This is a genomic window from Bibersteinia trehalosi (assembly GCF_004346205.1).
Taxonomy (GTDB): domain Bacteria; phylum Pseudomonadota; class Gammaproteobacteria; order Enterobacterales; family Pasteurellaceae; genus Bibersteinia; species Bibersteinia trehalosi.
The window spans coordinates 1-24,677 of record NZ_SMAM01000011.1; the positions used below are offsets into that span (position 1 = coordinate 1).

Sequence of the window (24,677 nt, forward strand, 5' to 3'; positions counted from 1 at the left end):
AAGCGACAACGGTAAAGTTATCTTGAAACTACAAGGTAATGCGAATACCCGTGGAGACTTTGGTGGTTCTGTTGGTGTAGGTTATCAATGGTAATCTCGCCAAAAGAAGATAAATAAGCGAAAACGGAGAGCCTTGGCTCTCCGTTTTTTTATGGGCGGTATAATCGATATTCATGCTAGTATGGCTGTACAAGCGGTCTAAAAATGAAAAAATTTTGCAAAATAGGGTTATTTATCATAGAATTGTCCTAATTTTGGGGCTGATTCTGGATTCGACGGGATTAGCGAAGTCCAAGGTGCACGTCGAGGTGCGGTAGGCCTCGTAAACAAACCGCAAAATAATAGTCGCAAACGACGAACAATACGCTTTAGCAGCTTAATAACCTGCCTTAAAGCCTTACCGCCCCAGCTTCCGCTCGTAAGACGGGGAGTTCGGTAAGTCACCCAAAACGAGATCGTGTGGAAGCCGCCGTTTGAGGATCGAAGCATTAAATGGAATCAAACTAGCCTAAATTTAGCCTGTTTGTCGGCGTGTTTAGGTGAAATGAAAGACAAACTAAACGTGTAGTGCTGAAGATGGAGTAATTTCGGACGCGGGTTCAACTCCCGCCAGCTCCACCACTGATAAATTGCAATAGGTTGCATTGGTTGCAAATCATTGATTTTATTAGTATTTTAAAGGTGCAGATGTTGCATAAGGTTGCATTCGTTGCAGATTGTCAATAAAACGATGTAACTTTGATGTAACCTCAACAAAAAAGAGCCTGCAAAAAGTTACATCAATCGCTTAAACCCTTTATCTTTAAGGATTGATGACAAATGGCAAAATTTGTAAAACCTCTCACCGAAACCCAACTGAAAACAATCAAACCAAAAGCGACACCGTACAGCGATGGGAACAATCTTTACTTGTTCGTTCGCCCAGCGGTGCGTTCTTTCGTCTATCTCTATTCCCACCCAATTACCAAAAAGCGGATTAAGAAGAAAATCGGCGAACACCCGCATTTATCCCTTGCCCAAGCCCGAGATATTGCACGTTCTTATAATCAGATTTTGGCGCAAGGCATAGATCCGTTTGAATATGCGGAACAGCAGGCTAAAGAACAGGCGAGGCAGTCAATCACACTGGCAGAATTTGCCGCACAGTGGAAACGGCTTAAAATCGCCACGCTGGAAAACAGCGAAAGCACAATGCGGAAAGAATGGGGGCGATTGAATAAGCACCTATTCCCGTATTTTGGCAATAAACCGCTGAAAGATTTAGCAATGCTGGAACTGGTAAATCATTTTTTGCCCCTTTACGAAGTCAAGGGCGACACAGTGGAGAAGGTGATCGGTCGCTTAGTGGATATGCTGAATAAAGCGGTTAGCTTAGGCCTTTTACCGCATAACCATTTACAGGATTTGCGGAAGACATTTCCACGCAAACCAGACACGCACAATCCAACGATTAAAGCCGAAGAATTGCCGGAGCTGTTCCGCTGTTTAAGCCGTGCGAATAATTTCATCACAGCAAAATTACTCGTAGAGTGGCAAATGCTCACGATGCTACGTCCAGCCGAAGCGGTTTCGGTTGAATGGAGTGAAATTGATTGGGAAAACCGGCTTTTGCATTTGCCGGCTGAAAAGATGAAATGCACGCTCAAAAAGCCCCGATCGCATACTGTACCGCTCTCTACGCAAGCGCTGGCCGTGCTTGATGTGATGAGACAGCACAACGGACACAAGCGGCACGTTTTCGCCCACCGGTTGCAAGATGATGCGCCGTGCAACAGTCAAACGGCGAACAGTGTGCTAAAACGCAACGGCTACAAGGGGAAATTGACAGCACACGGCTTGAGAGCAATGGCACGCACTTATTTAGCCGATCAAGGCATAGATTTCCAAATTGCCGAAACTTGTCTTGCTCATACCGTTGGCAATAATACCAGCCAGCGTTACAACCATTCCGATTATTTGCAAATGCGGCGTGAGGTTATGCAAATGTGGGGGGATTTTGTGGAACAGTGCAAAAAGGCATAGACTACATAGCAAGGGGCGGTAAAACGTCCCTTTTTATTGTCCGGCTGGTTTTTCTACCTTTCCCCCAGCCCGTGCCGTCTATCCCCCACCACGCCCGCACACTTAATTTAGAGCTTTCTACGCAAATGCGAAAATACCAACCAGCCTTGCCCTATAAAGGCTGGTTTTGTGTAGATAATGGCGTTTTCTTTACGCATTTCTACGCAAATTTTTGCAATCCTACGCAGAAAAAACATTAAACCGCCCCCCACTGATTGCAGAGCAATGACAGAACCGCTGATTTTTGCAGAATTTCCGGCAAAATCGCCCGCTTACCATTCCCCAAATCCTCCAAATTTTACCGCCGGATATGTGAAAAATCGCCCCACACTCCCAACAAATAGCCAAAAATCCACAATGATTTATTCTTTCAACCAATGGCAAGCCACTGCACGCCAGAGCAATTTTTAACGGAGTAAATCAAAAATGGAGCAACACCCACCCAAACAGCGATTTATGAAAATTGAGGAAGTTTCTACCGTCACAACGCTTTCAGAGACGCAAATTTACCGCAAGATGAAGGCCGGCGATTTTCCCCAAAATATCAGCATCGGTGCAAACAGCAAAGTATGGCTGGAAAGTGAAATTCAGCAATGGATAACCGAACAAATTACCAAAAACCGCAATCAATAAGGGCAACCTATGACACTTGAAAAATTTAACGAACAAAAAGCCAAATTCCACGAACAAGAAAAAGCCGTGATAGCCGTGCAAGCCGAACTAGACAAAGCCAAAGCGATTTTAGAGGCATTAGAAAATGAACGGGCAGAATTCCTACAAAACCAAAAGGCGAAATTAACCGATGTCAGCACGCTTTCCGCCGATGAATATGTCGAGCTGAAAAATAAAGACAGCGGATTAAAAGCACGGATTGAATATTATCAAGCCTTAATTGTAGATTTAGAAAATAAACGCTATGACACCCAAGAAACATTATTCCAAACTCAAACCGAATTAAAAAGAGAACGCACCTCGATTTTTATTAAATCGGCAGAAAAACAATTCACGGATTTAATAGAAGAAACTAGGGGAAAATGGCAAGAAATTTTCACTCTATTAAGGTACAGCGGGCATTTTAAACAAAATCCTGCTTTATCTACAAAAACCGAAGAGCAAGCGATCCTAGAATATCTTTCTGAAAAAGTATTAGACGCTATTCCGACAGATGGAACAATTGCCGAAGAATGGAAAATTCATTCAGAACAACTAAATGAATTTATGCCTAAGACACCTGCAAAAAAACACGCAGAAAACCACCAAGAACAGCCAAAAGGCTTAGCTGATCTTATTAATGAATTATAAGGAAAAATCAATGCACTTATTTCAATTTGCCCACGCATTAAAACTTAATCCGAAAGGCGATATTGCCTATTTTGATGATAATCCGGAAGAAGAAGCGAAACTATTAGACCGCTTACAGAAAAACCGCCTATTTAAATTATTAAACCTTGTTAGAACTAAATATCCGCAAGGGAACGCAATTGGCCTTTACACACCTATTCCGGGAACAACCAACACCGACTACACAGAGCGAGAAGCGAAAAATGCCCTTGCACCGGTGCAACGCTATCAATGCGAACAGATCAACATCGACAGCTTTATTTCTTACAGCCAAATTGACGCTTACAATCTTGAAAACAGCCTTGAAGAGCGGCTAAATCAGCTATTAGATGATAATCTGCTAAAAGGCTTGCTAATGGTTGGTTTAAATGGGAAAAGCCGTGCAAGCACCTCAAACGCTGAGCAAAATCCCCTTGCCCAAGACGTTAAAAAGGGCTGGTTACCAAAAATCCGAGAAGGCAAACCGCAAGCCGTAATCAACGGTGCAACCGTAGGCGAAGGGCAAGAATACAAAAGCCTAAACGCCCTAATTAAGCAAGGATTAAGCAAAATCAGCCCTGCTTATGCGATGGGCGGAGATATGATAGCCATTTGCGGACGGGAAATTGTCGGCGAAGAGATTATTCAACTTGAACATAATGATTTAAGCGAAAATCTGGCCGATTTATTAACCTTATGTCAAAAAACCAAAGGCGGACTAAAAGCAATTAGCATTCCTTATTTCCCGAGCAATGCGATTTTAATTACAAGATTAGACAATTTAGCGATGTATATTCACTTAGGGAATATTCGCCGTTATGTAATTGATTACTCTCAAAAAGACCAAATGCAAACATTCTATTCCCTCAATGTCGATTATCTTATCGAGGATTTAAATGCTTGTTGTTTAATTGAAAATATAGAGATTGTCGAATAATGCAAAATCATATTGAACAAGCCAAAAATAAAAGCTTCACCGAGAAAGTCAATTTTGTGCTGGCACTCTTAGATGATGGCGAAATTGACGAGCCGGAAGCCTATAAAATCCTTACCGCAGAAGGTGAACCCAAACCACCGGAAAAACCAGAAAGCCAGCAAGGCACGATTGATTTTTTCTAGCCCCAAGCCCGCAACCTTGCGGGCTTTTGCATTTTTTAGCCTCTTACAACCTTTCAAAAATCGCTTAAAGTCTTATAATGCAATCATTTGCAACTATCAAATGAGTGAAATATGACCCCTTCAACATATCCGCCTTTGCAAGAGCAGGAAGAAGACATAGAACTAAATAAAATTGCCGAAAAGCGTCAATCAAACCCCGATTTTATTGAAGTTAGCTTAGATGATTTATAACCCAATGCCCCAAGAGAGAAAAAAAATGACAGATAAGAAATACAGCTTACCGCCCCGAAAATGGTACACACTAGAACAAGCGATCAAACGCATTCAGAAATTAACCGGCGAAGAGTTAGAAATAGCGGATTTATTGCATTTTTGGTATATAGGAAGGTTAGAACTAAGTGTTTATATTAGTAAGAATGGAAATGATGACTTTCAGATAGGGAAACATAAATTTACAAAAGGAGAATATACGATAATAGAAAAACCAACACTTACTATAAACACAAATGAAGAGATTGAGTTAGAAGAAAATGCCGATAAATCAGAGTTTGAAATAAAACATATATTTTCTAAATTATCTTTTGATGAGTTCACCACTTATAGAGGCTTAATTTCAATTTATAGCGGTATATGGAATAGTATAGATATTGAAGAAGAGATTATAGAAAAAGGAATTTGTTTGAATTTTGCTAATCAGTTATTTTCAGCCAAGCACCCAGAAACAAATTCGAGAATGAGATTTTATCTCAAAGTCAATGATTTTAAAGTAGGTAGAAACAGTTATTTAGAACCAAAAGATTTATTTATTCTATCTGAACATTTAAATGATTTTATTTCTGGTAAAGGTGGAGATGAGATAAAAATAATGGAAGAGATAGGAAATAAGAAAGAGCCAAGCCAAACAATCCAAGAAAACCAAATAAACTTTATTCGTGCATTGCTCTATATGGACTATGGCATATCAACGCCAAACGAAGCCAAAAACGCTTTAAACACTGGCAAACTAGGGCAAAAAATAGCAAAATTTAGGCGAGAAAATCCAGAGTTCGAAACAGAAAAAAATTTCAAATTCCCTTCAAGTGTAACGCTTTCTAACTGGTTCTCAAAAGCCTAGCATTTTTGGAAATTTCCAAGTAAAAATTGGAAATTTCCAAATACATCACACCTAAACCCACCAAAATCCCCCCCCGACAATCTGCAACGAATGCAACCGTATTCAACCAATGCAACGGGGGATCTATGCAATCAACTATCACACTCTCAACCTACGCCGCACCCAAAGAAATTTGTGCGTTGCTCAATATCGATAAAGCCACACTGCACCGCTGGGAAAAGGCGGGCAAATTTCCAAAGGCAATCAAAATCAACCGCACCACACGCTACATCACCGCCGAAGTGCAAGCCTTTTTAGCCCAAACGCAACAACAGGAGATCAACTAATGGCACTTTCTATTCATTGCCCATTTTGCGGGCATTCTTGCCGTATCCGCACCAGTGAACGCCCCACGCTTTTAACTGTGCAGGCAAGCCTAAATTGCCCGCATTGTGGGCAATTAAAAGCCGACTTTGTGGGGCAAATCACCAACATCAAGCGAGCCGTTTATGTCGATTGCGAAGAGGCGAACCGCTGGGAAAAACCGGAAAAAGAGCTAATCAAGGAGGGAAAAATTCAGCCGAAAGACAACGATCAGCGACTGAAAGAGCTAAAAGGCACACAGCAAGATTTATTTGCGCCCAAAGGCTTACCGCCGGAAAAAATGACACCGGCAGAACGAGTAGCACGGCGTGAAAGCCTACGCCCGAACTAAACAGGGCAAACCAATGCAATTCAACCCCAATAAGGAATTTATCAAAATGCTGGAACTAATGGACAAATCACCCAAAGTAAATCGCTTTCTATGGGCAATTTTAGGGGTAATCGTGCTTTATTTGCTTTTGAATGGTTTACCACCACTTATCAATGCTATTTTGCAATGGCAACAGCTCACCGCCGGAAAATAGACACAAAAAAACGGCTTGCAGAATTTTTGACCCACTGCAAACCGTTTTACATCACGAAGAGAACTAAAAAATGAACTCAACCTTGAAAATACAGGCGAAATATACCCAATTTTTGCCAAAATCGCAACAATTTACATTTAGCCACTTGACAACGCCGAACTATTCGCCGTATGCTATTCCTGCTTTTGCAAAATCAGAAGCCGAGTGTGGAAGCTCGAAAATTTACACGGCGAACAGTAGCACGCCATTCAACCGTGCTTTTTTTGTTCGTAGCACACGCACACCCAAAGAACGCCTAATAATGGCGTGTTCCTCTATGGTAGCGTGTAGCGGGCAAGGTTACGCCCTTGACTGTGTTCCGTGTATCACAGCTTTCCACCCCGTTACACGCTATCGCCCAATCACTGTGGAAAGTGAAGCGATAGCCCCTAAAACTTACACGGAGCTATCAAAATGCTTTTTAAATTCTACACCGGCAGAAAGCCAACCTACACAATTCAAGCCAATTCCGAAGCCGAAGCACGGCAAAAACTCGGCCTTTCACAAAATGCCGTTTGCGTTGCCCGCTACCCGTCCGCTTTTCTTGCACAAAAACAGGCAAATACCACCGCTTGCAAGGGGGTGCGCTATGCTTAATTGCCAAGACTACACCCAAGAGCTGAGCGAAATCCGCTTTTATCTCGAACAAGCCGAACAGCACGCCGAGAAGGGCGAAAAATCGCTGATGTTGCACTGCTTAAACCTGATCAAACTCACCGTAGGCAGTACCGAAAAAAACGCAGAATTAACCGAAATGGGCATTATCACAGGGGGCGAAAATGAATAACACAACACCACAAACTAACCTTAGAAACTGGCAAGAAATTATCGCTAATTTGCAGGAATTTAGCGAGGGCGGAAAAAGAATGATCGAATTTGCTAGACAACAAGGAGATTTTTCTAAAACCGCCGAGCAACTGCAAACCCTAATAAATAACAACGGCACAGAAGCAGAGAAAGAAGCATTTTTCGCACCGGTTAAAGATGCTTATATGCGTTTTGTTCAAACAAGAAAATTGGTTGAAAAGGCAATGGCTCAAGACAAAGAAGAAGCACGAGTATTAAGAGAGAAACTGGCCGTCAAAAAGGCAGAGCTGGAAAGATGGAACAACTTACCATTTTACGCAAAAGACAAATTCAGCGATTTAATTTGCATTGAAAGCCGAGAGACGCTTGAAGATAAATTCACAGCAGTTTCTTGTATGTTCGAAACCCTGAAAGCGATCCCTAATCTATTAGAAATAGGCGCACTTGAAGAGGGCAAGGGGCACCTTATTGAACGCTTAGCCGAAATGAGCAAACTCTATTTGCTGTTTGCAGAGAAACAATTTTCACTACTGGAAGACGAAATTCGAAGTGGTAAATATGGCAAATTAGACCTAAACGGCACAGTACGGAATAAGGGGGATTTATGCTAACCCACCGCATCACCTTGCCGGACGGCACCGAGATTGAATTTTTTGCAGAAACCGACAAAGAAACATTTGCAGAAATTCAGCAAGAACTAAACGGGCTGCATATACCAACCTATGCGGAGTTCATCGCCCAACACCGGCGCAAACGGGCTAATAAAAGCGTGAAATTGGCCCGAAAACGGCAAAAACAAGCACGCCGGAAACAGCGATAAATCAGCAAAAACCATAGCAAAACAACGGGCGAAATTTTCGCCCGTTCATCAAATTAGCGAAAAGATTTTAAAGGATTGAAGAATGCAAAATGCCCCTTTTTACGATAACCAGCCCAAAGACGGAATTAGCGAAATTATCTGCCTAGTAGGTTCGAGAGCGTGGAATGCACTAGGCTACAACAAGCAGGAAAAGCAAGCATACGGCGAAGAATGGCAACTTTTAACGCAGGCAATCGGCGCAGACCGTAAACGCCTGCCGCTAGTTTTAGGCACGGAACAACTAAACGAAGTCCACCGCCTAAAACTCACCAATACGCAGAAAGTGATCCGCTTTTGCCAATTTGGCAAACTTTCCGAGACCCAGAAAACCGCCCTTTTGCACAATATCGCCCAAAATTCACCGCTTGAAACAGTGCTGTTTACCGATCATCTGGGCTATGAGCAAGAGAATGTAAGCGACTATATTCAACGGCTCAGAACCGACCGAGAAAGCCAGCAGTTAGCTGAAATGCTGGCAGCAAAAAACGCCGAAAACGCCCCGAAAAAACAGCCTTATATTGAAAGCCGGTGCGATGAACAGCTTAACGGCTTGTATTTCATCACGCCCAAAATTGATAAAGACACAGGCGAAGTGTTGAGCGAGAAAACAGCGTGGATCTGCAATGATTTAGAGCTTGCCGGCAAGGGTAAAGACAGCCAAGGCGAATACTACTACCTTTTCCGCTGGCAAAATGCCGATGAAAAAGAACCACGTTTAGAAGCGGTACATTTTGCTGATTTTGGTTCAGAAGCAGGCTGGAAACAGCTCAAAGCCAACGGCTTACAAATGAGCCAATCGGCAGGCTTAACCGGCAAGCTTGCCGAGCATTTCCATATGATGAGTAAAACCGTGCCGAGCAACTGGAAAATTACCGCCCTTGCCGGTTGGCAAAATGGAGCGTACATTTTACCGAATGGCGAAATGATCGGCGAACCGAAAAGCCCAGTTTACTTTACTAAAAAGACAATGGATAACTTAGGCTACACCAGTAAAGGCACACTGGAAAGCTGGCAGGCAGAAATCGCCGATAATGTTCGAGGCAATCAGTCAATGATGCTAGGCATTGCCACCGCTTTAACTGCCCCAATGTTGGCGATATTGGGGCTTTCCTCTTTCGGCGTGCATTTGTATGAACTGAGTACAAAAGGCAAAAGTACAACGCTACATTTAGCCAACAGCGTTTACGGCGACAGCCGGCAATTGGTAAAAACGTGGAACAGCACCGCCTACGCTATTCAGCAGGAAGCAGAAGCACGCAATGACGGCTTTATTACCCTTGACGAAATCGGGCAAGCCAAAGACCCAAAGAACCTTGAAACTATTGCTTACGACCTCTTCAATGAAACCGGCAAAATGCAGGGCAAAAAAGAGGGCGGAAACCGCAAAGTAAACCGCTGGAAAATCACCGCACTTTCCACCGGTGAAAAGGATTTAGAAAAACAGCTAAGTATGCAAGGCGTAAAAGTGCATACGGGGCAGTTAGTGCGCTTATTGAACGTACCAATGCACGAACCAACACATTTTCATCAATTCCCTAACGCCAAAGCCCACGCCGACCACTTAAACGAAGCCGTGCAACACCATTTTGGCACAGTGGGCAGAGTGTGGATCGCTTTTTTGGCTGAAAATGGCGAATTAGTCAAAAGCACCTATAAAGCTATCCGTAAAAAATGGCTAAATTTAACCGAAAATATGAGTGGGCAAGTTCAACGAGTGGCTGGCGACCGATTTGCTGCGCTGGAAACCGCCCTACAACTTGCTAAAAACTGGACGGGCTGGACAGAAGAAGAAAACAGTCAAGCAATGCTCAAAAATTTCAACAGTTGGAAGGAAATTTACGGCGAAGCCACAAGGGAAGAAACGAAAATTATCGAAACGATGATGGATTGGCTGGTAAAACACGAAGCCGCCTTTATTGAATTTCCGTTCAATCCAGAACAGCGAACCCCTAATAATGTTTATGGCTTTCGTATACTGGCTAACCAGTCACCACCAACGCCGGAACATTTCTTCATTTATGGTCAAGCTTTCCGTGAGTGCTTAAAAGAATATCCAACCAATATAGTTTGCACGATCCTTCATAACAGCGGTATTTTGCATAAGCAGGTAAAACCTGAAAAAGGCTACGAATTTATGCACCATATCCCAAAGAAAATGACCGGCGGAAAGAAGATCAGGGGCTATAAAATCGTCCCGATTATGGCAGACGAAGAAGAATAATCACAAAAGGCAAGCTATCAATAGCTTGCTTTTTTTACGCACTTCAACAAAGAAATAATAAACTTGTATAGATTGATAGGAAGAATAGGAACTTAGGAACAAAGATAAATAAATATAGATATATCAATAAGTTATCATTTCTCAACGTTCCTATATATTAAAAATTGTTCCTAAATTATGCCTTTTTGTTCCTAAATGCCAAAAAATCCAAAAAATCCGTTCCTGAGTAAATAGGAAATGTTCCTGTACCCAAAGGAACGATTTACCAATATAACCTATTGAATTTAAAGTGTTTTTTGATTTTGTTCCTAAATTCCTATCATTCCCACACTTTTAAACAACATCACAAATAAAAAAATTATATTGAGTGACTATCTACAAACCAGAACTTATCTCAGAACTGGCGTAATCTGAAACATATAGAGCGAGCTATCGCCCTTATGTTTACACTAAATTTTGCTGAATTTAGTCTAAATTCAGCTCCTCAAAAGGGAGTTGAATTACCGTCCGAAAAAGATCAATAATATCCGCTTAATAGATCCCTTGTAACCTTGATGTAACTTTTTAGGTTTTCTATTTTTGCTGAATGCTTGATTTATAAGGGCTAAGCAGATTTTTCAATGTCCGCCAGCTCCACCAAATCACAATCCAAACAAGTCCGATAGAGACCGATAAAGCCTTGAATTTCAATAGTTCAAGGCTTTTTTGTTGTTCGCTTAGCATTCAAAAATAGAAAGTTGTATCACTGAAATAGAGATGATACTAAGATGGCAAAACGCGAGAGATTGTAAATACTCTCGCGTCTGGGAAGGACTATAAAATTTCTAATAATTCGACTTCAAAGATTAATGTGCTGAATGGTGGAATTGATGCCCCAGCACCACGTTCACCGTAAGCAAGGTTGTGTGGAATAGTTAAACGCCATTTCGAGCCAACAGACATCATTTGCAATGCTTCAACCCAACCTGCGATTACGCCTGTTACAGGGAATTCTGCTGGTGTGCCACGTTTTACTGAGCTATCAAATACTGTACCATCAATTAAAGAACCTGTGTAGTGTACACGCACTTTATCGGTTTTCGCAGGTTTTGCTCCAGTGCCTTCAGTTAAGATTTCATACTGTAAACCGCTTTCAGTCACTTGCACGCCTTTGGCTTTTTTATTTTCTTCTAAAAACGCCTTACCTTCTGCTTCTAAGGCTTCAAAAGCTTTGCGTTGCTCTGCTTCTGCTCGTGCAGATAGTTCTTGTAGTGCCTTAGTCACTTCGTTAATGTCTAGCGCAGGTTCATTTTGGTTTAGCACATCTAAAATCCCTTTTACCACTGCATTTGGCTCAACATCTAAGCCGCTACCGATCAACTGCTGACCAATTTGTAAACCTACACCGTAACCGCCTTTGGCTTCTACGCTGTCTAATTTCACTGAGTCTAAGTTTAAAGACATAATGTTTCCTTTTATTGAATGAATAACCGCCCCGATATGGAGATGAATTGTGAGATTACAAGGGCAAGCGGGCAATTTTGCAACATTTTCTGCAAAATCTCTGCCACATTTTCGGTATCTTTGGCGATAAATTGCCAGCCTTGAAAATCAATATGGTCTTGCAGATCTTCTTGCCACGCATCTTGCACCGCTGGTTTAAAAGTCAAAATCAAGATTTTGTTCCAACCCATGGCTTTTGCCAGTTGATAGCTGGCAAAGGTTTTACCAAAACGCATTTTTGCATTCCATAAAAAGTGCGGCGTTTTACCTTTATTTAACGGATCGCGGTTAAAGCTCTCAAAATAAGCACGGGTTTTTGCCACCGCTTCTGCCTGTTCAGGACGCATACCGAACGACTGCGTGCGTTTTTCGCTGTTTTTCACCCCGCTTTTCACTTCCAACAACGCCGCCCGTACATCGTTTAAACTACATTTAAACCATTCACCATTAACTTGCTCCACACCGTGCTTTTTCAGCACCCGATGCACATCGTGATCGGAAAACAGCGAGCCATTATCCCGAATTGCCGTCTCATCTAATTCCACTTTCCACGTCTGTTCCGGCGTTTTAGTCGGATAATGCTCACGCATACGCTCCTCCACCGTGCGAGAGGTAAAACCGATTTTCAAACAATTCGGAAACGCACGGTCGGAATAGGCATAGATTTTCGGTTGATGAAGTGGATTTAATAAATTATTTTGGGGTTGTTGGTCGGTCATAAAAAAGTCCTGTTGATTTAATTAAAATTGTAGGGACGCCACGCTTGGTGTCCATAAACAATGTTCATAAATGGACACGAAGCGTCGTGTCCCTACAAATTCATCGGGTTTGGTAAAATTTTTGAGGGAAATTACCGCTTGCAAAATCTCCCCTCTTATCCCCTCTTTTTCAAAGAGGGGACGATCATTCATTTCTTTATAAATGCATAGAGCATTATTCACGCTTTGTATAAACTCCCCTCTTTGAAAAAGAGGGGCAGGGGGAGATTTAATTGTGGCGAAGCCACAAGAATAATTGTGAATTTGCAAAATTTTTTCGGAAAATTATCGTTTGTAAAATCACTTTGAACGCTGAATTAGTAGTTCAGTTAATTCATTATTTACAGATTTAACCACGCCTAATAAGTCAGGATACATAGAACTGTAATTTATTCCTATGTGGTTTAAGTAATTAAGAATTTCAGTTCTTAATTCATTTTTTATATAAATTTTGAAAGCAAATTGATGTTTTTCATTTTTGATTTTATCAAAATGTTCAATCGCTTTTCTTATATAGTCACGAATAGTGTATTCACTTAAATAACCTTTCTGAGCAGTGATTCTTCCGTAATAATCTGTCTTGGGTGTGAACCAAAATCTTTCCATTATTCCGTGATATTCAGGAAAATAATTAGCATTTACCATAAATAATGCAGAATATTCTGAAGTTTCCTTAGGTTTTTTAGGTTCGGAATTTGCCATAAATAAAGCAACATAAATTGATTTACTCCAATCTAAATAAGGTGTTTTCAGATCGTAGTGTCTACCAATTGCCCAAAGTTCTCTTTCGTGTTCAGTATGAGTAATTTTAAGTAATGATTGATCTATTAAATTGCCACGCAGTTTTTTAAAGAAACTGGAAAAAATCTTTACCTTTGCGTCATCAATTGATATTTTCCCATCAATTTCTCTTTCCAATGTGCTTACTAAAAGCCAATCGGAATTGGATTGCCCACGATAGAAAAACTCTTCTCCTGCTGTTTCTAAGTTATAAACTTTTTCAAAGAAAGAGAATAATTGCTCTGGCTTATCAATTTTGATACAAGAAAATGGTACAAAACGTTCATCTGCACAAATTTCCTTCTGAAAATCTTGGTCAAAAAGATCTTTTTTAATATCAAAAGTTTTTAGACTTGAATAATTGTGAATGGGGTTACTCATCTTCCAACTCCATCAGGTCTTACCATTTTTTCAATAAAAGCGATCTCATCTTCGCTTAATCCATATTTTTGATACAGTTCTTCATCTGTCCAAGGTTTTGAGAAGTCTTGTTGTGGAACAAATTGATAAACACTTCTATTACAGTGTTGAGTATTCTTTCGTAATGAAACAAGAAATCTAAAAAATCTCGTTTGAATGTAAGTTATTATATTTTCACATTCTATTTCATTATTAGTTGGATTAATAACAAGATAAGTTTGTGTACTACAAGAATTTGGTTTGCCAACAAAAGGTTTGTTTAATACTTGTTGTGGGTAAGTTTTTCCAGCACCATAAGCAGAGGTAATATAAACTTTATATTTATCTATTAAATCAAATCCATTTTCAATATCTTCTCTGTCCATATAACCAACAAATTTTGTACCGTATAATTTAACTGCATTTTTATATTCTGCTTTTTTATATTTTTTGAAAGATGTAGGAAGGCCAAATGGTGATACAACGCTTACTAAATCACTGAAATTTTCCTCATTGAATTTTCTTACTTTCTGATAAATGGATACAGCCTCATTATGTCTAATAAAAACATCTGAGCCATCTTCAAGTAATTTTCTATTCATTACAGAAATACATTTACCATTTTCATAACTGAAAACATCACATTTATCTTTATGATTCTTGTTCCAGAGAAAATAATTCACACCACCTTCAATGGAAACACCAGGAAATACATCTGTTGCATCAGGAAAATCGTGAATTTCTTGTAAATTCTGATCATTTAGCATTTCCTCACGGAAATCGTTTAAGCCCATTTCACCAGCAAACCACCGAGATGGGGTAATCATCACAAGGTAATCAGGCTTTAATTTCTTGGCTTGTAAAATAAATTTGTGATAGATAGGTAGAGCTTGGGCAGTCTGATCCCCTGTTCTCAACTGATACGGCGGGTTGCCGGTAATCACATCAAATTTCATTGTTTCTAATCCTAATTCTTTTCTTGCTTGTTGATGAATAAACGCATAGGCGTGATTTTCTTGATGATCAAAGCGGTCGTACACCGCTTGTGCTGCACCGCATTCGCTACATTTTCCGCCTTCCCATTTATGTTCTGCTTTGGGCTTGAAAATGTTCCCCTCTTCCGTCTCAAACACAGTACAAATGGAATACTCCCCATTGGCTTTTTTCGCACAATAAAGGCTACGGCGTGAGAGTAGAGCAGTGAGTTCGGTAATCGCAATGCCGTAGAGCTGTTGGCTGAAAATATGGTTGAGCCGTGTTTGCAGATCGGGGATTTGCGGTTCTAAGCCTTTAATGAGCCGCTTGGCGATTTCACGCAGGAACACCCCCGATTTACTCACAGGATCTAAAAATTTGGCATTTGGATCGCTCCATAGCCGTTCAGGCAATCTGTCTAACATTTGATTCACTACATCAGGCGGGGTGAAGACTTCATCGTTGGATAAATTCGCTAAACAGCTTAAAACATCGGGGTTGTAGTTGAGTTGTGCTAAATCAGTCATTGCCTAGCTCCAGAAAGTGAATGCGTGGATAAGAACGGTGGGCTTGGGGAATAAAGGCTTCTTCGCCATCATCAGAGAAAAGTGGCAAATCGCTGAGGTTATGTACTAAATCGTGATAGATAAAATCGTGGCGTTGAATAAAATTTCCGTTGGAAATTTTCCATTCGGTAAAACAGAGTGGGCGACCATCGTTGGTTTGCATTGAAAGGGCATCACCGCAGACAATGTTTTTACTCAGAATATGTTCAACGGCGTTTAGGCATTTCTGTTGAAAGGTTTTCGGAAAAAGGGTTTGATAGTGTTCACTGAAAATCGTTAGCAGGCGTTTACGGCACTCTTCTACGTTATCGGCAAGCAGCTCAATACCGTAAAGGCTTGCCACCGCAAGCACAGCATTGCGTTCGTAATCCAGTTGGATTTTTTTGTATTTTTCGGCAATGGTGAGCTTACGATGTAAGATCTCAGCAAGGAAATTCCCTGAACCGCAAGCAGGCTCTAAAAAGGTCGCATCAATGCGTTCGGTTTGGGCTTTGACTAAATCCAGCATGGCATTAACTTCACGCTCATTGGTGAAGACTTCGCCGTGATCGGCAACTCGCTGTTTGGATTTAACTTGTTTTTGGGGTGAAGAAATTTCCCCAGAGACTTGATTGGGGGAAGAGGTTAAACTAGGCTTTGCTTGCTAGAAGTGTATTAGTCATTGGTTATCCTGTGAAGAAAATAATCATTGATTATAAGTTTTGTTGTGGTTTTTGCAAGCGGTGGTTTTTCGGATTTTTTTGCAAATTTTCGTTATAATTCGAGCGCTTGTTTTTAATTGAAATACTTGGAAGGAATAAAAAATGCGAAATCCAAATGATGATGCGTTATACGCCCCGATTGAGTGGGTGGATCATAGCGAAGGCTACACCGATATTTTGTACCATAAATCCGCTGATGGTATTGCCAAAATCACCATTAACCGCCCAGAAGTACGTAATGCGTTTCGTCCACAAACCGTAAAAGAGATGATCAATGCGTTTTCTGATGCACGTTTTGATGAAAAAATTGGCGTGATCGTTTTAACCGGTCAAGGCGAAAAAGCATTCTGTTCAGGTGGCGATCAGAAAATTCGTGGCGATTACGGTGGTTATAAAGATGAAAATGGCGTACATCATTTAAATGTGTTGGACTTCCAACGTGATATTCGCACTTGTCCAAAACCAGTGGTGGCAATGGTAGCAGGTTATGCTATCGGTGGCGGACATGTTCTGCATATGCTTTGTGATTTAACCATTGCCGCAGATAATGCGATTTTTGGTCAAACTGGCCCGAAAGTGGGGTCATTTGATGGTGGCTGGGGTGCAAGCTATATGGCTCGCCTTGTTGGGCAGAAAAAAGCCCGTGAAATTTGGTTCTTATGCCGTCAATACAATGCCCAAGAAGCATTAGATATGGGCTTAGTGAACCACGTTGTACCTTATGCGGAATTAGAGCGTGAAACCGTGCATTGGTGTCGTGAAATGTTACGTAATAGCCCAATTGCGTTGCGTTGCTTAAAAGCGGCATTAAATGCAGATTGCGATGGTCAGGCAGGATTACAAGAGTTGGCGGGCAATGCAACGATGTTGTTCTATATGACCGAAGAAGGACAAGAAGGTCGCAACGCGTTCAACGAAAAACGTGCACCAGATTTTAGTAAGTTTAAGCGTAATCCTTAATCTTAAAAATAAACCCCGAGATAAATCGGGGTTTTGTTTTTCGATTAAGCGTAATACATTTCAAATTCCACAGGGTGTGGGGTGGTATTTAAACGTTCGACTTCTTTACGTTTTACGCCAATATAAGCTTCAATAAAGTCTTTCGCAAATACACCGCCTTTAGTTAAGAATTCAAAATCTTGTTCCAGTGCGTTTAATGCTTCTTCTAATGAGCCGGCTACGGTTGGAATATCTTTTAACTCTTCAGGTGGTAAGTCGTACAAGTTTTTATCCATTGCGTCCCCAGGGTGGATTTTATTTAGCACACCGTCAAGACCTGCCATTAATAATGCGGCAAAAGCTAAATAAGGGTTAGCAAGTGGGTCAGGGAAACGTGCTTCTACACGGGTCGCTTTCGGGCTAGTTACCGCAGGAATACGAATAGAGGCCGAACGGTTACTCGCAGAATAGGCGAGTAATACGGGCGCTTCAAATCCCGGCACTAAGCGTTTATATGAGTTAGTACTTGGGTTGGTGAAGGCGTTTAATGCTTTGGCATGCTTGATAATACCGCCAATGTAATAGAGTGCGGTTTCTGAAAGCCCTGCGTATTTGTCGCCCATAAAGACGTTTTTCCCATCTTTGGAGAGAGACATATTGCAGTGCATACCAGAGCCGTTGTCGCCTGTGATTGGTTTTGGCATAAAGCAAGCTGTTTTACCGTGTTCTACTGCCACATTTTGTACCACATACTTATAGATCTGGGTTTCGTCCGCTTTTAAGGTGAGTGTATTGAAACGACAAGCGATTTCATTTTGCCCTGCGGTTGCCACTTCGTGGTGATGGGCTTCAATTACTAAGCCTAGCTCTTCCATAATTAAGCACATTTCTGAGCGAATATCATGAGCGGTGTCATTTGGGGCAACGGCACAGTAACCGCCTTTTTTGAGTGGGCGATAGCCATTGTTGCCACCTTCATAGCGTTTATTGGTATTCCATGCCGCTTCGATATCATCCACTTCATAAGCATTGCCATTCATTCCTACGCCAAAGCGTACATCATCGAACAAGAAAAATTCAGGTTCCGGCCCGAAAAGCACGCTATCAGCAATGCCTGTAGATTTAAGATAGTTTTCAGCTCTAATTGCGATAGAACGTGGGTCACGATCATAGCTTTGCATTGTGCTTGGTTCGAAGATACTACAGCGGAGAATTAAGGTAGGAATTTGAGAGAAGGGGTCGAGCACAGCGGTTTCGGGAATGGGCATTAAAAGCATATCGGCTTTGTTGATGGTTTTCCAACCTTCGACCGATGAGCCATCGAACATTTTACCGTCTTCAAATAAATCTTCTAAATCATCAGCAATCAATGAAACGGGGAGAGACACGCCGTGTTCTTTACCTTTAATATCGGTAAATTTAAGTAGTACAAATTTGATATCGTTTTCACGAATCAACTTTGCGACATTTGCAATTGCGTTTGTGTTTGCCATAGTAACCTCAAAATGGTGGAAAACAGGCAAGATACTAAATTTCTCTGCATTAGAAAAGAGGGGAGGCAAGAAAATTTTCGGGTAGGTGAGAGTTTTAACTGGCGTTAGTCTTCGCCAGTAAGGGAAAAGAATTGTTGTTTTCACCAATGCATTTGAAGAGACTGCCCTTAGTAACCATTCGATTGAAAATCTGGTAAAAATTCATTTGTTTTTAACCGCTTGATAGTTGTTTCAATTTGTCCGTTAGGCAGCAGAGTGAGTTCCCGCCAGCCTTGGGGCAGGAGATCAAGCGTGAAATGTTGGCAATTTGGCTTAAATTGAATACAAGTAGAAGGGGTTGCAAACACGCGATACCCTTTCCAAATGGCATCTACCTCTTGGTGAATATGTCCGTGAATTAAAGCTTTTACTTGTTTAAATGGAAATAGCACTTCTGCCAATTCCTCGCTATTGCGCAGACTATGTTGATCAAGCCAAGCGCTATGAGTTGGCAAAATATTATGGTGCAATGCGATCAGCGTGTAGCGCTCAGGATAGCGGGCTAACATTTGAGTCAGAAAATCCAGCTGGGTACGATTAAGCTCACCACGGGGTAGGTTTTCAATATGGCTGTCTAGCAAAATGATTTGCCAATGTTGCCCAGCCAAAATATGTTTATGCGGTTGGATTTGCTGGTAAATAGACAATGCTTTGCCCATTTGTGGCTGTGTATCGTGATTCCCCTCAAGCCAAAAAAGAGGTTTCTCCAATGTTTTGACCATTTGTCCGAAACGGTGATACGCCTCACGGTTATGATCTTGCACTAAGTCGCCTGTAGCGAGTACAAGATCATAATCGAAAGACGACTCATTAATTTCATTTAATACCGCTTGAAAACTATCATTCGTATTCACACCGAGCAATTCGCCATGATCGTCGGAAAATAGGTGCGAGTCGGTGATTTGTAACAGGCGGACAGTGTCGGCATCTGTTTGCCATTGGTAACTGTCACTCATAATCAGTATCCGAAAAATTAAAAAGAACGAGAAATAATGTACTGTTTTATTAAGATTTTTCAGCAGATAAAATGCAAAAATGTGGAATAAGTCGCATTTTTTATAATTGGGATAGATAATCTGTGAAGTCGATCACAATTTTCAAGCGATTCACCTCTGTTTGATGAGGCGCAAGGCGCTCAATTTCCGCCAGCAGAGCAACCCCTTCAGTTAAACTGCAAGCGGTTGAAATTTCCACATTTTTTGCAAAAAATTCGGCTAAATCTAGCGCTTGCTGGTTAATTGCTGCATAGATTAGACGTTGCAGATTTTGCTCACGTAAGCAAGCTGGCACTTGTAATATGCTTAAACGGGTTTGCCCTTGCCACTGTTTACTTTGCATTTGGAAACCCAGTGCGAGGAATGCGCTTTCAAGTTGCTGCCATTGCTGTGTTTGTATTTCGTCTAGGCTCAAGTTTAATGGAATGAGCAGCGCTTGTGATTCAGTACGATCAAGCTGATAACGCAGTTTAAGCCGAGCCAGCTTCTGCATGGAAATAAGACAGAAATCATTGCCTTGTTTACAGAGCAGCGCTTGGTCTTGCACTAACGCGAGTGCTTGTAAATAGCCGCTGTTTTTTATTTCTGGCTCAGGGGCGGCTGTTGTTGCTGGTTTGGGTGTAGGGGCGGTAAACACCGGCATGTTCGCTGTATTTGGTTTCAGCAACTCAGTATAAATTTTCTGCGCACGAGGCTGAATTTTTTCCGGAGCATGGCGAGCCGGTGAATGGTAATGTGCTGTACGTGGGGTTAGGGTATAAGATTGACGTACACTTGGTATGGCTGCATCCAGTGGGGCTGCTTGGCGGAAAATATTTTGTCCAGAGGCAATGCGGTTGGTTTCTGCTTGGTAATCTGCAAGCGGTTCATTTAATGCAGAATTTTGCAAGGGTAAATTTGGTTGGCTTTGCAGAGCATTCAGTACGCCTTGATAGATAAAATCGTGAACTAATCGCCCCTGATGAAAACGTACTTCATGTTTGGCAGGATGAACATTCACATCCACAAAGCTCGGATCGAGATCTAAAAATAGCACAAAAGCAGGGTAGCTCTCCTTGCTAATTAATTCACCATAGGCTTGGCGAATTGCATGGTTAATGGTTTTATCTCTCATCATCCGTCCGTTTACGTAGCTGTAACAGAGATCGCTTTGCGTTCTTGCTAATGCGGGTGAACCCACCCAACCGTATAAATGCAAATCATCATGTTGCCAATCAATATGCACGGCATGACGAACAAATTCTTCACCACAAATGGCTGCAATGCGTTTTTGTTGTTGTTCAGCATTGTTTTCTACCACAGCTTTGTAATGGCGGACGGTTTTACCGTTATGGGTAAGAATAAAGCTCACGGTGGGCTTGGCAAGAGCGATACGGCGGACAACTTCATCAATATGGGTAAACTCGGTTTTGTCGGTACGTAAAAATTTGCGTCTAGCAGGAGTGTTAAAAAATAGATTAGCAACTTCAATGGTTGTGCCAACAGGGTGAGACGCAGGCTTGATTTCTACAGCCATTTCCCGCCCCTGAGCATAAGCTTGCCATGCTTCTGCTTGGTATTCTGGACGAGAGGTTAGGGTTAAACGAGAAACCGAGCTGATACTAGCTAAGGCTTCACCCCGAAAACCGAGGCTTAAAATCGTCTCTAAATCTTCTAAACTGCTAATTTTACTGGTGGCGTGGCGAGCGAGCGCGAGGCTTAAATCTTGTTTCCCAATACCACAGCCATTGTCTCGAATACGAATAAGCTGTGAGCCACCTTTTTCAATATCAATCTGAATACGATTTGCCCCTGCATCAAGGCTATTTTCCACTAACTCTTTAACCACGGACGCAGGGCGTTCCACCACCTCGCCTGCAGCAATCTGGTTGGCAAGCTGTGGGGGAAGGATATGAATAAGAGGTTTTAATGTGTCCATAGCGTTGATAATCAGAGTAAATTTGTATCTTATCACATAAGAATCTTTCTCAAGAAATTTTATTTTGCCATTGAAAATCATTCTTGATTGATTTTATTATTCATCTGTTTCTTAGAGAGACAGCTTGCTTAACTAAAATAAGGCGTTTCATCATAGGAGCTATGTTGGTGAATGAGATTGTTAAGTTTTTTTAAAGATTATGGCTCGCTAATTGGCGTCAATAAGGTGGTGGGTCTTCATAAATAAGACATTAAAACTAGGAAACTCGTACTATATTAAAAAATGATAAATGTATCTGTTCTAGGGGAAGATCGTGAAAAAATATGAAAGGATTATAAGCAGTATTGCATCCCTATCTTCCATACGTATGTTGATTGGTGCTACATCCACCATTTATATGATAGATAGTGGGGTAGAATTATATCATATCGGTATGATAAAAAGCATGCAGGCAGTAATTATATTAGTATTTGGACTTTTTATTGGGATAATATCTGATAGGGTAAATAGGAAAAATATTCATACGATAGCAATATTTTTCTCATTTATATGGTTATATTTATTTTATCTTGGTGGCATATATTCTAGTTTAAGTCTGTTTTATCTTGCAGAGTTTCTTAATGGCATATCTCTTTGTATGATTCAGAATAATTCTAGTGGTTATTTAGTGGAGCAATTTAAACGAGAGGATAAGACAAATGAATTAGATGGTATGTTTGGAAAATTAAATAAATGGACTTTTATTGGAATGTCTCTTGCATCTTTAATTGGTGGAGTTTTATATTATTTCTTTAGCCAAGCATCATTCCTATATACATCCTTATTGATGCTGTGTTTATTTGTTTTCTCTCTATATTATCTCCCTCGCGGAGAAGAGTATAATAGTTCGAGAAAGTTGATAGATAAAAAAGAGATAAGGTTAATTTTTAGAAAAATTAGTAAACATGGTAGATCTATCTTATCTTATGTTTCATATGGTCTTTTTTTCCAAGTTATTATTCAATATTGGCAAGTGATGGTTTATGATTTCGAGCTTATTGCTAAAAATAATTATTGGTTAGGTTTAATTTTATGCTTATTAATGTTGGCTCAATCTGTTGCAGGTCAAGCAGTGGAAAGAAAAATCAAAATATCAAAATTTAATTTACATGTTGGCTCTATTCTTAATTTAATTATTTTAATTCTCGCTGTTTATTATTCTATGCCGGTGGTTTATATTGCGGGACTGTGCTTTATGATGTTCTCTATTAGATATATCTCTATTGTATTAGGTGCTGAGTTACAGTCAGATCTTAAGAACAGATTTAGGTCGAAATACAATATGGTGTTAAATAGCTTGTTAAGAATTATTACGGCAATTACGTTATTTATTGTTGGGTTTTTATTAGATTATTTTGATATTGATATTATTCTTTATCTTGGAATAGGCTTAATAAGTATAAATGTATTGTTGGCATTATTATCCAAAGATGAATATTAAAAAAACCAGATAGTAGTAAACTACTATCTGGTTTTTTTTAAAAGCTATAACCACCCTTTGCGTTTAAAGTAGATATATGGGCTGGTTGCGACCAATAACATTAAACCCAGCGCCATTGGATAACCAAATTTAAAGCCAAGTTCGGGCATAAATTCAAAGTTCATCCCATAAATTGATGAGATCAGCGTCGCTGGCAGGAACATCACCGATACCAAAGAGAATACTTTCATAATGCGGTTCTGCTCAATGTTGATAAAACCCATTGCTGCTTGCATTAAGAAATTCACTTTTTGGAACAGTGATTCGTTATGTGGCTGGAGAGACTCTACATCTCGCATAATATCGCGCGCTTGTTCAAGCTGATTATTTGGCAAGCGAGTTTTACGCAGTAAAAAGCCTAAGGCTCGCTGCGTATCCATTAAGCATTGGCGAACTTTGGAGCTTGCATCCTCTAATTCGGTGAGATCAGAAAGCGCATCATTGAGGCGGTTGTTGTTTTTATTTTGCTCGTTCTCATCCGGCTCATTTAGAATGACTCGGCTCAATTTCTCTAAATCGGCATAGATATTTTCAATGACATCGGCAAGCTGCTCAATCTTGGTCTCAAACAAATCGAGCAACAATTCATATGCATTACCGTCAATTAATTTTGCTCGACGTGAGCGCATACGATAGAGACGAAAAGCAGGTAAATCGCGCTCACGAATGGTAAATAAGCGCCCATCTCGAATCGTAAAACCGACAGTGGCGATATCGGGATAGTCTTCATCGTCTAAACAGTAGAAAAAGGAGTGCATGTGCAAGCCGTCTTCATCTTCAAAGAAACGCGCAGATGCTTCCAAATCTTCTAATTCATGTTCTTCAGCAAGGGTTTGGTCTAGACGATGTTCCAGCACCGAACGCTCTTCATCACTAGGATCGATTAAATCAATCCAAATAGCATCATTAAGCTGTTCTTGAGCGGTTTCATCGACATTGATAAGACGGTCGTTTTGCAACGAAAAAGCTCTGATCATTGTATTCTCCAAGAAAAAGGGAGAGATAAACGAAGGAACAAAAAGATACAAACAGGAACCGACGCATTGTCGGTGGAGAATTGGACAAGGCGGGTTAGCAAACTGATAAGTATCGACTGTGACTGTCCAAAGTGTGATCTCCAAAGTAAAAAACGGCAAAATGGTACAGATTTCGCCGCTTTTCGTCAAGGATTACTCAATATCTACATTATACATCGTATTTGCCCATGACGCTGGCTTGGGCAAGAATGTGTCCCTGCATGGCAAAATGCAGATCATTAAAGCGAAAACCTTTTTTGAGTTGCAAATCACAATCTAGTGCGTACACAATTAATTCATAACGGTGTTCACAGTTTGGCGGCGCCATTCCTCCATAGCTTGATGCTTCATCAAGCTCAAATTTGCCTAGGACACTTGCCCAGCTATTTGCACCTTGTACAAAGTCTGTCGCAGTGAGGCTTTCATTTTCGGCAAGGCTGGTGCGCTTAAGATCGGCGATAAGCCAATGCACCAAAACAAAACCACTGGCAGTAATTGCATCTTTATCCTCTAGTACAACAGCAAAGGATTTTGTCCCTAAAGGCGCATCTTGAATTTCAAATGGAATAGAATAAGTTGGCATACCATTTGGACTAAATTGCGTCCCTCGTTTGCCATATTTATCCGCAAATGAGCCATTTTGAATTGCAGCACTGGTAACCCGCATATC

Annotated in this window: 26 protein-coding genes and 1 other RNA gene; 17 read left to right on the forward strand and 10 right to left on the reverse strand. The window is 40.9% G+C overall.

Translation table 11 applies throughout. The features are described from left to right. The 15 genes from EDC51_RS10015 to EDC51_RS10080 form a co-directional block, all read left to right on the forward strand. Positions 1 to 94, forward strand: a 94-nt coding sequence (locus tag EDC51_RS10015; RefSeq protein ID WP_170169275.1) for a YadA-like family protein, incomplete at its 5' end; no start/stop codon positions are given. Positions 95 to 256: 162 nt separating this feature from the next. Then, positions 257 to 621: a transfer-messenger RNA gene (ssrA, locus tag EDC51_RS10020) on the forward strand. Positions 622 to 819: 198 nt separating this feature from the next. Next, a complete protein-coding gene (locus tag EDC51_RS10025; RefSeq protein ID WP_131928868.1) occupies positions 820 to 2,022 on the forward strand; it encodes a tyrosine-type recombinase/integrase in 1,203 nt (400 codons plus the stop codon). A gap of 465 nt (positions 2,023 to 2,487) precedes the next feature. Next, entirely contained in the window at positions 2,488 to 2,694 is a 207-nt protein-coding gene (locus EDC51_RS10030; RefSeq protein ID WP_131928869.1) for a helix-turn-helix transcriptional regulator, read from the forward strand. 9 nt (positions 2,695 to 2,703) lie between these two features. Further along, entirely contained in the window at positions 2,704 to 3,363 is a 660-nt protein-coding gene (locus EDC51_RS10035) for a hypothetical protein (protein ID WP_131928870.1), read from the forward strand. 10 nt (positions 3,364 to 3,373) lie between these two features. Further along, positions 3,374 to 4,318 carry a P2 family phage major capsid protein gene (locus EDC51_RS10040; protein WP_131928871.1) on the forward strand — a complete coding sequence of 315 codons (945 nt, stop codon included), beginning with the start codon at positions 3,374 to 3,376 and terminating at the stop codon, positions 4,316 to 4,318. Then, positions 4,318 to 4,500: a hypothetical protein gene (locus tag EDC51_RS10045; protein WP_131928872.1), complete on the forward strand. Its 183-nt coding sequence runs from the start codon at positions 4,318 to 4,320 to the stop codon at positions 4,498 to 4,500. The genes EDC51_RS10040 and EDC51_RS10045 overlap by 1 nt, the downstream gene beginning before the upstream one ends. Before the next feature lie 256 nt (positions 4,501 to 4,756). Then, positions 4,757 to 5,614, forward strand: a complete 858-nt coding sequence (locus EDC51_RS10050; RefSeq protein WP_131928873.1) for a hypothetical protein — start codon at positions 4,757 to 4,759, stop codon at positions 5,612 to 5,614. A 125-nt stretch (positions 5,615 to 5,739) separates the two neighbouring features. Further along, positions 5,740 to 5,940 (forward strand): helix-turn-helix transcriptional regulator, encoded by a 201-nt coding sequence (locus EDC51_RS10055; RefSeq protein WP_131928874.1) that lies wholly within the window; start codon positions 5,740 to 5,742, stop codon positions 5,938 to 5,940. Further along, entirely contained in the window at positions 5,940 to 6,308 is a 369-nt protein-coding gene (locus tag EDC51_RS10060; RefSeq protein WP_131928875.1) for an Ogr/Delta-like zinc finger protein, read from the forward strand. The genes EDC51_RS10055 and EDC51_RS10060 overlap by 1 nt, the downstream gene beginning before the upstream one ends. 46 nt (positions 6,309 to 6,354) lie before the next feature. Further along, positions 6,355 to 6,501, forward strand: coding sequence for a hypothetical protein (locus EDC51_RS10820; RefSeq protein WP_156055350.1), 147 nt, complete (start codon positions 6,355 to 6,357; stop codon positions 6,499 to 6,501). A 70-nt stretch (positions 6,502 to 6,571) separates the two neighbouring features. Then, positions 6,572 to 7,327, forward strand: coding sequence for an ash family protein (locus EDC51_RS10065; protein WP_170169289.1), 756 nt, complete (start codon positions 6,572 to 6,574; stop codon positions 7,325 to 7,327). After that, a complete protein-coding gene (locus EDC51_RS10070; protein ID WP_131928876.1) occupies positions 7,320 to 7,958 on the forward strand; it encodes a hypothetical protein in 639 nt (212 codons plus the stop codon). The genes EDC51_RS10065 and EDC51_RS10070 overlap by 8 nt, the downstream gene beginning before the upstream one ends. Further along, on the forward strand, positions 7,952 to 8,167 hold the full coding sequence (locus EDC51_RS10075; protein WP_131928877.1) for a hypothetical protein: 216 nt from the start codon (positions 7,952 to 7,954) through the stop codon (positions 8,165 to 8,167). Before EDC51_RS10070 ends, EDC51_RS10075 begins: the two co-directional genes overlap by 7 nt. An 82-nt stretch (positions 8,168 to 8,249) precedes the next feature. Beyond that, positions 8,250 to 10,427: a DUF927 domain-containing protein gene (locus EDC51_RS10080; RefSeq protein ID WP_131928878.1), complete on the forward strand. Its 2,178-nt coding sequence runs from the start codon at positions 8,250 to 8,252 to the stop codon at positions 10,425 to 10,427. A gap of 813 nt (positions 10,428 to 11,240) precedes the next feature. Here EDC51_RS10080 and EDC51_RS10085 read toward each other — a convergent pair. The 5 genes from EDC51_RS10085 to EDC51_RS10105 form a co-directional block, all read right to left on the reverse strand. Further along, positions 11,241 to 11,870, reverse strand: a complete 630-nt coding sequence (locus tag EDC51_RS10085) for an FKBP-type peptidyl-prolyl cis-trans isomerase (RefSeq protein WP_064318609.1) — start codon at positions 11,868 to 11,870, stop codon at positions 11,241 to 11,243. An 11-nt stretch (positions 11,871 to 11,881) separates the two neighbouring features. After that, on the reverse strand, positions 11,882 to 12,628 hold the full coding sequence (locus tag EDC51_RS10090; protein ID WP_131928879.1) for a GIY-YIG nuclease family protein: 747 nt from the start codon (positions 12,626 to 12,628) through the stop codon (positions 11,882 to 11,884). Between the two features lie 339 nt (positions 12,629 to 12,967). Next, a complete protein-coding gene (locus tag EDC51_RS10095) occupies positions 12,968 to 13,828 on the reverse strand; it encodes an FRG domain-containing protein (RefSeq protein ID WP_131928880.1) in 861 nt (286 codons plus the stop codon). After that, positions 13,825 to 15,348, reverse strand: coding sequence for an Eco57I restriction-modification methylase domain-containing protein (locus EDC51_RS10100; protein WP_131928881.1), 1,524 nt, complete (start codon positions 15,346 to 15,348; stop codon positions 13,825 to 13,827). Before EDC51_RS10100 ends, EDC51_RS10095 begins: the two co-directional genes overlap by 4 nt. Further along, positions 15,341 to 15,895, reverse strand: coding sequence for a DNA methyltransferase (locus EDC51_RS10105; RefSeq protein ID WP_131928882.1), 555 nt, complete (start codon positions 15,893 to 15,895; stop codon positions 15,341 to 15,343). The genes EDC51_RS10100 and EDC51_RS10105 overlap by 8 nt, the downstream gene beginning before the upstream one ends. A gap of 295 nt (positions 15,896 to 16,190) precedes the next feature. On the opposite strand from EDC51_RS10105, the gene menB reads away from it, so the two are divergent. Continuing rightward, complete coding sequence (menB, locus tag EDC51_RS10110) at positions 16,191 to 17,048, forward strand: 1,4-dihydroxy-2-naphthoyl-CoA synthase (RefSeq protein ID WP_015433482.1); 858 nt, start codon at positions 16,191 to 16,193, stop codon at positions 17,046 to 17,048. 44 nt (positions 17,049 to 17,092) lie between these two features. On the opposite strand, the gene glnA is transcribed toward menB, so the two are convergent. The 3 genes from glnA to mutL form a co-directional block, all read right to left on the reverse strand. Continuing rightward, positions 17,093 to 18,520: a type I glutamate--ammonia ligase gene (gene glnA / locus EDC51_RS10115; protein WP_131928883.1), complete on the reverse strand. Its 1,428-nt coding sequence runs from the start codon at positions 18,518 to 18,520 to the stop codon at positions 17,093 to 17,095. Between the two features lie 167 nt (positions 18,521 to 18,687). Next, the gene (cpdA, locus tag EDC51_RS10120) at positions 18,688 to 19,515 is read right to left on the reverse strand and encodes a 3',5'-cyclic-AMP phosphodiesterase (RefSeq protein WP_025289907.1); all 828 of its coding nucleotides are present in this window, start codon (positions 19,513 to 19,515) and stop codon (positions 18,688 to 18,690) included. A gap of 100 nt (positions 19,516 to 19,615) precedes the next feature. Next, positions 19,616 to 21,472 carry a DNA mismatch repair endonuclease MutL gene (mutL, locus tag EDC51_RS10125; RefSeq protein WP_131928884.1) on the reverse strand — a complete coding sequence of 619 codons (1,857 nt, stop codon included), beginning with the start codon at positions 21,470 to 21,472 and terminating at the stop codon, positions 19,616 to 19,618. A gap of 313 nt (positions 21,473 to 21,785) precedes the next feature. Between mutL and EDC51_RS10130 the strand changes: the two genes are divergently transcribed. Further along, positions 21,786 to 22,952 carry an MFS transporter gene (locus tag EDC51_RS10130; RefSeq protein WP_131928885.1) on the forward strand — a complete coding sequence of 389 codons (1,167 nt, stop codon included), beginning with the start codon at positions 21,786 to 21,788 and terminating at the stop codon, positions 22,950 to 22,952. A gap of 44 nt (positions 22,953 to 22,996) precedes the next feature. Here the strand turns inward: EDC51_RS10130 and corA are convergent, their stop codons facing one another. Further along, positions 22,997 to 23,968, reverse strand: coding sequence for a magnesium/cobalt transporter CorA (corA, locus tag EDC51_RS10135; RefSeq protein WP_015433477.1), 972 nt, complete (start codon positions 23,966 to 23,968; stop codon positions 22,997 to 22,999). 208 nt (positions 23,969 to 24,176) lie between these two features. Next, on the reverse strand, positions 24,177 to 24,674 hold the full coding sequence (locus EDC51_RS10140) for a YbhB/YbcL family Raf kinase inhibitor-like protein (protein WP_131928886.1): 498 nt from the start codon (positions 24,672 to 24,674) through the stop codon (positions 24,177 to 24,179). Between the last annotated feature and the right edge of the window lie 3 nt (positions 24,675 to 24,677).